Below are 10,251 nucleotides of genomic sequence, written 5' to 3'. Positions count from 1 at the left end.
TCACTAAAGCAACTGCTTCTTGCTTAAATTCGGTTGTATAAGTTTTGTTTTTTCGTTTTGTCATTTAACACCTCAATATTAGATCATTGTCCATTATTAAAGTGTCCTGCTCAATTAAACCAGTTCACACATCTCGAACATCTAAAGTCTGGATTAGAACACCTTATAATTATTGTTAGAGGGTAACATTAATTTAGTTCTTTCTCATTATTAGCAATCTCAACGTCAACACGCATGAATGCTTTACCGTCAACAATAGTCATTTCACCAACCTCTAATTCCTCTAACTCTTGTGGCAACCTTTTACTTCCAAGTACAGATGTAACAGATTTATTCTTAACATCATCTCTATCTCTTCTAGCCATTACTTTCTCATTGGTTATTGCATGATTAACTTGTATCGATGATTGCTGCGGCATTGCGACAACTGCGTTACAGTTATTGCAAACAGCTACTAGTAGATTCTCTACAATAGCTGAATTATCGCTGAGCGCTACGTCACGTTTCATAAATGTAGTCTCAACAACACATTCGCATTTATGACATATTGCTTTGCTTTTATCACCAGCTTTTACAGTTTTCATATCGAATTAAATCATATTGTTACTTAGTAAAATTAAATAGCACAAAGGCTGTGAATTGAAACTTTAATACTTAGATTGTGACCTCAAGATTATTTTGATTCAGCTAAATCAAGAGATACGGCTAGCGCATACTGTTCATCCGTCTGTTTAGAGTAGATATCGCCACGATGGATGTCATAGAAACTAGCAAAGTCAGGAATATTCGATACGATGTTATTGCCCCATTTTCCTTTGTGAATAATATTGCTAGAGCCTAAATGTCTAAGTAATTTATGAACTTCAGAACTTAAAGATACTTCTTCAATAACTTTATTTTTTTCGTCACCGTATTCACATATATGAGTCGTGTCACCTTCTTCAACAAGTGCTTGAAAAGGGTTTCTTAAAAGTTCTTTTAAATCTTCAAATGTTAATTGTCTAACTTCTTTTCTTGTCATAATCACTCCAATATTTATTGTTATGTGGTAATACTAATTAATGCTCGAACAATTAAGTTCGTGTTTAAGCTTTTGAACAGCTCTAACCTTGTTAAACGACTGATACTTTTCTTTGTTATAGCTAGCAGTTTTCCCCGTAGGATTATGAGTAACTGTAACGCCTTTCTGAGCGTTTCCTAGTATGTCATGAGGTGATACACATGTATCAAACTGTAAATCCTGTGCTTTCACATTCATTGATTTCAATAAGCCTAAGAGTTTATGTGAGCTTCACAACGATAAAAGATAGCTTTCCTGATATGGCCCGGTGCAGAATTCAGTGGTGGTGTGATTACCTCTGTTCTGACATCAATATGTTCCTTATGACAAGCAGAGCATTCTTCATCTTTAATTTCTGTCATTATTTATTGCTCATCAAGAGTTTATTTTCTTTAATTTTTAGCAAAGCCTCATTAAGATTATCAACTTGTAATGCTGCACAAATATTTTCTATCTGTAAGTAGTCACGCTTCAATTGAAGTGACAAGTCATTCCAAGTTTTTGCATTCAAGGAGTTTTTTAAAACTTTAAGATCTAAATAAGCATCTTCACTAAATTCAATTTGTCTCGACCATCTGTTATTTTTTTTATACGCTTGCTGTCTTAATCGATTGTTATAGCGTATCCATAACTCGTCTGGAAGCTTGTCGATAACAGATTGAAATTCATTGATATCCTCATCCTCAAAAACTGCTACTTTAGCCTCCACGTCTTTTATTCTTTTCTTTATTTCAGATTCATTTAAATTAGAACCTTTAAGTTCAATTATTCTGCTTTCTGCTTCAGAAGAACTTATTAAAAATTTAGATTTCTTAACAGTTGTCTCTGCTATTTTTTCATGAAAATTTTCAAAAAAATCAGTAAAAAACTTTTCTTCTTCAGACTCTAATACGATGAAGAGTTTTTCAAAGTACTCTTTGTTAAGATAAATATCTTCAAGCATATTGATGATTTTATCTTCACTCATCTGTCGAGCCGGGCGACCACGTTTGCTACTACTATTCATGGGTGTTCCTTTTTAAAATTTGCCAAAGCATTATAGTCGATTATTTATCGTTACCAAGTAACTTTAAATTAAAAAGTATTACCGGGTAATATAAATATTGCTATGTAGAAGGTTTGCGTTGGTTTAAGTGAAGAAATTAGAACAATTAAAAAAGTGAGTTTAAAATATACATCAAGCCCGTTTTACGCTTTTCTGTTGCACCTTTCTTATGTATTGCTTTTTCAAAAAAAGACTTAGGTCCAACAAGATGCACTTCGACTTCAGCCCTTGTTATCGCTGTATATAACCAGTTTCTATCAATTAAGTTAGAGCCATTTAGCGGTATGATAACCTTTCTGAATTGGCTACCTTGAGCCTTATGTAAGCTTATGGCGTAAGCAGGTTCAATCGTATTAAGTAGCTCATGATTTAATTTAATGACATCATCCGATGCATCAATTAAAACTTCACCCAAGTGATCTTTTGTTGCCAATGAGATTAATTTACCCAATGTTCCATTTTGAACGCCTGAATCTATATTATTTTTCGTAAATATAATCGGGTCTCCTAGCTTGATTGGAAGCTTATGGGTCTGCCCCATCAAAACAAAAGTGAGATGTTTGTTCAAAGAGTTAAGTTCGCCTTGAAGTAACCTATTTAAAGAATCTATACCACCGTATTCTTTCTTATAAACAGCCGATGTAATTCGACTATCTGAAGTATTTAATTTATAGAGTTCTAAACACCTTTGATTAATTTCATTATCGGCAACACAGTGAAAAGTGATATTTCCTGTTGTTAACGATGGAGGTAGAACTCCATTTGAAATACTTAAACTGTACTCTGGAATACCCGTATCTTCATCGTGTCTTTTTACAATATCCAACCATGAAATAGCTACCCTATGACTATTTATGATGTCATTGAGAACCAAACCTGAATCAATAGGAGGTAACTGTTTAGGATCTCCAACAAATAATATTCTTGTGTCAGGATGTATATGATTGACTAACTTAAACATCGTTGTTACGTCAATCATAGATGATTCATCTAGAACCAATGCATTTTGCTTAGAGCTATCAATCAAGTCCGGCTCTATAGGCTTTTTCATAAGCAACCTAGTTATCGTCATACTCACTTGTTCAGTTGACTCTTGAAGCCTTTTAGCTGCCCTCCCCGATAAAGCAGCACAATGAGAAGTAATTCCTAATATTTCATAGCCTGCCAAAATAGCTTTTAAAACAGTTGTCTTCCCTGTGCCTGCGCCACCTGAGACCACACAAACTTTATTTCTCAGTGCTCTATAAACCGCTCTACATTGCCCAAGTGTTAATTTAAACGAAACCGAACTCAAAGCATGTCTAAAAGCTGCCTTTGCTCTATTTCTTTCATATTCACTCAGTTCTAGATTAACCAAGTATTTAATACGAAGGGCTATTGCTTTTTCTTTTATAAAACATGCTGTAGATTGATAAGTTTCCAGCTCTTTATTGTAAACAAGTACCTTATCTGTTGATGCTTCAAGAACTCGTTGGAATGATTCGGAAGCAAGTGTTTCACTCTTGAGTAACTTTTCTAACTTTGGCTTCAAATCAGCTCTATGGGCCACAGTATGGCCTTGCCTCTCATGTCGTTTCAACGCTTGTTCGAATGCTGATATTATTCTTCTAATGTCATCATTTTCAATCGAGAATCGCTCTTGAGCAATTGAATCTACAGCATTAAACTTCATCCCCAATTTAGTAAGTAAATATGGGTTATCTTTGAGTTGAATGATGGATTCATGATCATGATATTTAATCAACCGTTGCTGAACATGCAGTGGGATTCCAAGTTCAGAAAACCAAGTTGTATACTTTAGATTTGAGTATTGCCTATACCCGCTTAAGAGCGTATTTATTTTGGCTTTGCTTAAAATTTCTTTAAGTCTTTCTTCATTTCTGTCATCAAGGATCTGATAAATCTCATTACCAAAGGTATCCCATACTTCCTTAGCCTTGCTTTGAGAAATACCTCTAAAACTTGGATTTTTTCCAATAAATAACGCAAAGTGCTCTGCTGTGGTTGGCAATACTATTTCAATTTTTTCAGGCTTTACGTAGTGATCTTGAGTAATCTTGAAGTTATTTTCACTAGTAAACTTTCTAGTTTCAACGTTACCTGTAACTTTCCAGTGTTGACCTAAACTAGGTTCAATTGGCACGCATGAGCTTGGTGTTTTGATGAAAATGATTTTTTTATTCTGTCGATTCTTTTTGGCCTGCACCGATAATTGTACACCACTGAATGAAACGTAAGTTTCATCGGATTGGTATACATTGGTAACTCGGATAACTTCAGTTTTAATGATGCTCAAAGTACACCATTAATTTCATTGATTACTTGAATTGTTTCTCTATGACGTTCCGCTGAAGCTTCCGCTTCACCAAGCCTACCTTTAAGTGCTTTTATTTCTGCTCTTAAACTGAAATTCTCTTTTTCTAATTCAGCATTTCTTCTTGAGATCTCATTAACACTTTCACCAGAAGTATTAAAAACGCTTGAACAATCTTGAGTATTCGACTTATTAGAAGCTTCAACACTTTGCAATAATCCAGCTTTAATGAGATCTCCTATAAGCTTCTTTTCAAATTCTTTATAAACTTGAAGTAATACAGGATTCCCATTTGCTGGCTTAAGAGCACTGTAGCCAATTCCACTATCCCTAGCTACCAAAGTTTTAACTAATTCCTTTGTTTTAAAATTCACAAACTCGCTTAGTTCACCAAGTGATTTATCTTGGTGCCAACTTTCGAATTTATCTATATTGGTCTGAGCATCCGACATTATTTCTCATCTCGAATTCTATTAATTGTGGTCCTAGTAACTCCATATCTTCTAGCTAACTCGCTAACCGTGCATTCTTTATTCACGATAAGCTTTCGAATTTTCTTTCTATCAGCTTCTTGAATAGTTGCAGGTCTACCAAGATGCTTACCTGCTAGTTTAGCTGCTTCCCTACCTTCCTGAGTTCTTGACACAATTAAATCACGCTCTAATTGCGCGAAAGTTCCTATCAAATTAACTGTTGCTTTTGCAAAAGGACTTTCGTTTGAGGTATCAATAACACCATCAAGCGTCTTTAATGTGGCTTTCTTTTGATGGATAGCTTCTATAATAGATAAAACAGATTTAAGAGAACGGCCTAGGCGATCAAGTTTTGTCACTATGATCACATCACCTTTACGAATGTAATTTAAAAGTTCGGATAGTTTAGCTTCATTTTCATCTGAAGCCCCACTTTGCTTACCAGAAAATATTTCTTCACAGCCAGCGCCTTTTAATGCGTTGAGCTGAATTGTTAAATCTTGCTCAATTGTCGAAACTCTGGCAAAGCCTATTTTACTCATTTTAATTTACTCTTAGATTCTCAATCCATTTTTAGTGTACTTAAGTTAAAACTTTAGTACACCCTTATCCAAAAGTAAACTTTAATCTTAAAAATTAATAAAGTACATGTACTTTATTTGATATCAAACTTAAGTTCTTGTGTTCTTAAAATACCAAATAAAAAACTCTGGGCAAGCATCATAAGGTATAATTAATTCTTCATCACCAATAGCAGAAGCTAAATCGTAAATCCCAGTATCCCTAACTTCAAAATCATCAACATGTTCCAGCAGCAGGAGAATCACCCTAAATGATGAATCATCTACTTGAAATTCTTGAACACCATCAATTCTGTTTTCTAATGATAACGTTTTTAAAGACGACACTTGACCAAGCAAGTTAGAAATGGCCTCATTAGCAGTAGTTAGCTTTTGTTCCAACGTATAGTTTTCACTTTCAGCAATCATTAGGTCTTCTTCTAACCTTGCTACTTCAGTTTCTTCAGGAAGAATTTCACCATTGCTGTTTTGGAACTTATCTAGCCTTTTTCGATACTTTTTATTTCTTCTTAAAGTTGATGGAGAAATTACCTCTGAGTATTTTTCTTCAAACTTTTCAGAAACATAATCTGACAATGCAGTTAAATTAACGAAGGAAAGCTTTTTCATTCCCTTTAAAATATCTACTAATCTCGCATCTCTATCATTTACACTTTTCTGCTTAGATTTTTTTAAGGCCAAACCCCGTTGTTCAGACATTTAGTATCTCCAACAATTTCTTATTATCATCTGAAATCAATTTTTCCCTACCGTCTAACAACTCATCCAGTGGTATTTCTTTTATTTCTGAAACCATCTGAAGTGATGTTAATAAAAATGAAACTGGATCATCTTCAACTTCGCCCTCAATAGACTCAAGTATTTCAGCCAATTCAGGAACTACTTTATTTAACTTTCTTACCATTCGATTTGAAATTCTTTTTAATTTATCACTCTGTAAAATTGGAGTATTTGCAGCTTCTTTGAGACGTAGCCACAAGCTATGTTTAAATGTACCCGGCACCATATACTTCATTCGGTTAACAACTTCGTCCTTATCACCAACCGCTATCCCGTACTTATTGATAATGTCTATTCTGACTTTCCAACAACTTGCTTGCTTCAAATTATTAGTGATCTCATAATTTATACTATCTAGGTCAGCACTCGTGACATTAGCCTTGAGTTTTTGAGCCGTCAGATCCGCAACATCGTCTAATAGCTTTTTAATTTTAAGTGCTATTGCTGGTGCCTGATGCTTTGTACTGATTGCTTTAGGACAAATATGACAGTTCATTCGCCCAATTGTTCTTACAACCTCATTAGGACAATCATTTCCAAACGGACATAGATGTGTCCAGTTAAGCGAAAGTTCATCTTTAGAACTCAAATCATATAAACCTGAACCAACTTCTTTAGTCATATGTGTAGTAATTGGCCTATATTTTTTAGCAAATTCTCTATAATCTATCGTTTGTTCAAAATCATCCTCTTTAAATGCAACCGTCTCTGGAGCAACTACACTTTCAATGACTAATTTTTTGTGTTTTACAATTTCTCCTTCAATCTGAGGAGAACTATCTGAATAGTAACCAACGGTCGCTTCAGATTGACCCGTGATCATTCCTATGGCTTCCCGATCACCGATTAGCACATCAAATACCGTAACTAGTTGCTTACGCAAAGAATGGACAGTAATTAAACTTTTATACTCTATTGAGCTGAAAGGAACAAAATCTTCTTTTTGGTTATCACGAATGTAATAACTATAAGATACTGGGACACTTCCCAGCCTTGCAAAGTAATAAAAGTCCTGCGACCGAACATTGACTGGCCCAAATCTAAGTTGACTGACAAATTCGATACCAGAATCAGTCAAACACTTTTCAAAAATCTCCAAAAACAAAGAAAGATTGTAATGGCGAAACGAATTGGAATTTGAGTTTTGTAATAGTGGCTTAAGCTTACCAAATTTACTCTGTTCATTATCTTGATACTTAATTGGATTGACGTAGTTTGGATTTCGGTTTAGACCTCTCAATTTTCTAGCTAACAGAAGCACTTCCATAACTTCTTTTGAGATCAAACTTTCAAATCCTGTAGGCTTACTTTTATCCGTATGAATCCTGATATCTACCAATGACTCCATCGGTAAATTGTTATCCTGAATATAGTCAGCATCAAAGTTATCAGCATCTAACCAACTCGCATTTGACGCCCTCTGGGCAGCATATGCACTTACTAAAATAGAAGCAAAACTTTGATAGTCTAGATGTTTGCACATCAAACCCATTTCAGTTAACTGAATAGACTTTCTCTTGAACTTACTTAAATCGACATCAAATATTTTTAACGGTCTGTAGCCTTCAACAAGCTCAATAACCTTGCTGATAGGAAGATGACCTTCGACTGGAATACGGTTACTAACCTCTTGTTCACTTAATGATGTCTCAGTTTTATCTATGAAATCTGAAATATCTTCCTTGATAACCTTAATATCAGCAGCAATCTCATTTAATCCATTTTTCTTGCAGTACAGGTAACACTCTTCTGCCGACTTCAACATAGCATGTTTAGTGAGCGTCTTTATAAAAGCTCTAAAGTAAATCCAGTAGTTCAAATCCAACATAGCCTTGTTGCTTTTGGAGTATCTTGAACCGAACTTTTTCTTATTTGCATCTAAGGGATTTGATTGTAGTTTCAAACCATCAATATTGCCGAAGTTGGTAAGTATGTATTCAAAGTACCTGTTGATTGTTGCAAGAGTGTCTCTGAGGGTATTATTGTTATCCGTTGAGTGCAGCTTTCTCATGTCAACGAACAAGGATGTGAAATCAATAAATGAGCATGGGTAAATAATTTTTTGCTCTGATTTAAAGGCAACACTCTCCATCACCGATGATGGTTTAATGAATATATAACCTAAGAACTTTTCGGGTGTATCAGGGTATTGGATCACCGTGTCATTCTTGCTGAAAAAGTAAGGTAAATAATCAAACAGATAGGCATTTAAATATCTAAGCGCATTGATTCTTTGATTCTTCGTACTTTTTTCTGGTGAATCATGGCCTACATAATCTTCTTGAGACTTATACCAAAGTGAAGATTTATCTATGGAGCTAATATTATAATTAGCTAAGCTGGAAATATGGAAAGTATATTCACCAATCTTAATATCATTTCTTAAAGCCCTTGGAGCCAATACACATAGGTCTTTGCCCTTTAAGTATGGACTAGAAGACTCCAGCGCCTCCTTTGGGCCAAGGCTCTTAAATTTTGAGTCATCATAATCGAGAGTTGTTTTTTCGTCTTTCTTAATTTCAATCTTAAGCTGCCTACGAGCTAGCTCTTGGGTTTTACTAACTATAGCAGTATCAAACTTATGATCGAAAAATGAAATTGCAGGCAACCATGACATAACTCCTTGGTTACATCTTAAACGATCAACTCGGTAGTTGTTCACTATCTCTGGGGATAACCCTGTTGGCTTCTCAATTCCATAAGCGCAAAACAAGTTAAAAACATCAATTGCAGACTTGTTCCAAGTCTTATAATGATTGAAATTCTCCTCAACACCTGCCCAATCATTTATGAAAGAATGCTTACTTTGCTCAAATCTAGATCGAGTGGCGGTTAAAAGTAGCTCTTTTGCGAATGAAGGAAGTAAGCTAATAAAATAATTATCAGATAAGAACTGCTTATGAGGCTTTGTAAATGGCTTATTAAAGTAATAATCCGCTGGAATAACAACTACTTTCTTTTTTGCTATCGAAGCAAATAAACTCGCAAAAATGATCCTTAAGAAGCCCTTCTCTCCATTAGAGCTAATAGCCACTCCTAGAAGTTCAAATATACGGTTTTGCTCTAGTTTCCAAATATTATCATTCTTAGTTGAATGGTAAAAGTCATGTATGTTTTCAGGCGTTACATCATCTAAAAACGTCAATAATTCATAAGAGAAATAGCCATAATAATCATGCCCTTTTCGTGAATCAGGACTAGCTATTGGTTGAAGATCTTCTATAAATGATGCCTTTATAGCTTCAAAGTGCTCACTGATACTATTTAATTCCAAGGATCTTTTCCTCTGCCAAAGTAAGCTGATAATTTATGGCATCTTCAGTCAACTTCTTAACATCGCTTTTATTCTTCATTAGCAGATTGTTTGCGGCTGCCATCATAGACTTTAAAATTACCTTATCAATAATTGCGTAGCCCTTAGTGGACTCTTCACTACTATGTCCCATCAACGATTGAACAGTAGCAGTATTTAAACCAACCTTACCGCCTTCGAGTGGTAAATAATTTCGACAGAAAGTTCCGTAATAATGCCTCAAACTATGCAAAGTATAAGGCTTCTCAATACCTAGTTTCTTTTGAACACGTTTAAATGACTTATTTAAAGACTCATTACTAGCTAGAAAATATGGTTTTCCCTTATTTTCGTGGTCCAGATTTACGAACAGAAACTTATGACTACAACTTGTTTTCCTTCTCTCAATCAAGTATTTCGGTAAAGTATCAAAAAATATTGTCTTAAAAGGCTCTATAAAATATACCGTTTTAATGTTTCTACCTTTCCACTCTAGTTGCGCTCGTTGATCACTGCTCAATGTAACATAAGCCAGAGGACGGTCTTCTGGGTTAATTGTATAAATTATCCGTTTACGTGAGTCGCGAATTCAAGTCCGAAGTGCACCACTCGCTAAATTAGGCTGCTTTGCGTAATTCATCGAATATTACCGCTGGTTGCCTAAACCCTAGACATTTTCTCGGCCTCGCATTGAGCGCCTTTTCTA

At 35.0% G+C, this 10,251-nt stretch carries 9 protein-coding genes; all 9 read right to left on the bottom strand.

Annotated features, from left to right (window positions below; all coding sequences use genetic code 11):
* Positions 1-188: 188 nt before the first annotated feature.
* The 9 genes from L1266_RS21370 to L1266_RS21330 all read right to left on the bottom strand — a co-directional run bounded on the left by L1266_RS21370 (position 189) and on the right by L1266_RS21330 (position 10,065).
* Positions 189-584, bottom strand: a complete 396-nt coding sequence (locus tag L1266_RS21370; RefSeq protein ID WP_063530465.1) for a hypothetical protein — start codon at positions 582-584, stop codon at positions 189-191.
* Between the two features lie 89 nt (positions 585-673).
* Positions 674-1,021, bottom strand: coding sequence for a hypothetical protein (locus L1266_RS21365; protein WP_063530464.1), 348 nt, complete (start codon positions 1,019-1,021; stop codon positions 674-676).
* Positions 1,022-1,421: 400 nt separating this feature from the next.
* Entirely contained in the window at positions 1,422-2,066 is a 645-nt protein-coding gene (locus tag L1266_RS21360; protein ID WP_235374229.1) for a hypothetical protein, read from the bottom strand.
* Positions 2,067-2,211: 145 nt separating this feature from the next.
* Positions 2,212-4,401, bottom strand: coding sequence for an AAA family ATPase (locus L1266_RS21355; RefSeq protein WP_063529531.1), 2,190 nt, complete (start codon positions 4,399-4,401; stop codon positions 2,212-2,214).
* Positions 4,398-4,871: a hypothetical protein gene (locus L1266_RS21350; RefSeq protein ID WP_063529530.1), complete on the bottom strand. Its 474-nt coding sequence runs from the start codon at positions 4,869-4,871 to the stop codon at positions 4,398-4,400. The genes L1266_RS21355 and L1266_RS21350 overlap by 4 nt, the downstream gene beginning before the upstream one ends.
* Positions 4,871-5,434: a recombinase family protein gene (locus L1266_RS21345; RefSeq protein ID WP_063529529.1), complete on the bottom strand. Its 564-nt coding sequence runs from the start codon at positions 5,432-5,434 to the stop codon at positions 4,871-4,873. The genes L1266_RS21350 and L1266_RS21345 overlap by 1 nt, the downstream gene beginning before the upstream one ends.
* A gap of 129 nt (positions 5,435-5,563) precedes the next feature.
* Positions 5,564-6,172, bottom strand: a complete 609-nt coding sequence (locus L1266_RS21340; protein ID WP_063530379.1) for a hypothetical protein — start codon at positions 6,170-6,172, stop codon at positions 5,564-5,566.
* Entirely contained in the window at positions 6,165-9,527 is a 3,363-nt protein-coding gene (locus tag L1266_RS21335) for a hypothetical protein (protein WP_235374230.1), read from the bottom strand. Before L1266_RS21335 ends, L1266_RS21340 begins: the two co-directional genes overlap by 8 nt.
* The gene (locus tag L1266_RS21330) at positions 9,514-10,065 is read right to left on the bottom strand and encodes a tyrosine-type recombinase/integrase (RefSeq protein ID WP_235378317.1); all 552 of its coding nucleotides are present in this window, start codon (positions 10,063-10,065) and stop codon (positions 9,514-9,516) included. The genes L1266_RS21335 and L1266_RS21330 overlap by 14 nt, the downstream gene beginning before the upstream one ends.
* Between the last annotated feature and the right edge of the window lie 186 nt (positions 10,066-10,251).

This window comes from Pseudoalteromonas sp. Cn5-37, from assembly GCF_021532495.1.
GTDB lineage: Bacteria > Pseudomonadota > Gammaproteobacteria > Enterobacterales > Alteromonadaceae > Pseudoalteromonas > Pseudoalteromonas simplex.
The sequence above is the reverse complement of the archived record's forward strand: the minus strand, read 5'-3'. Positions and strand labels throughout refer to the sequence as shown.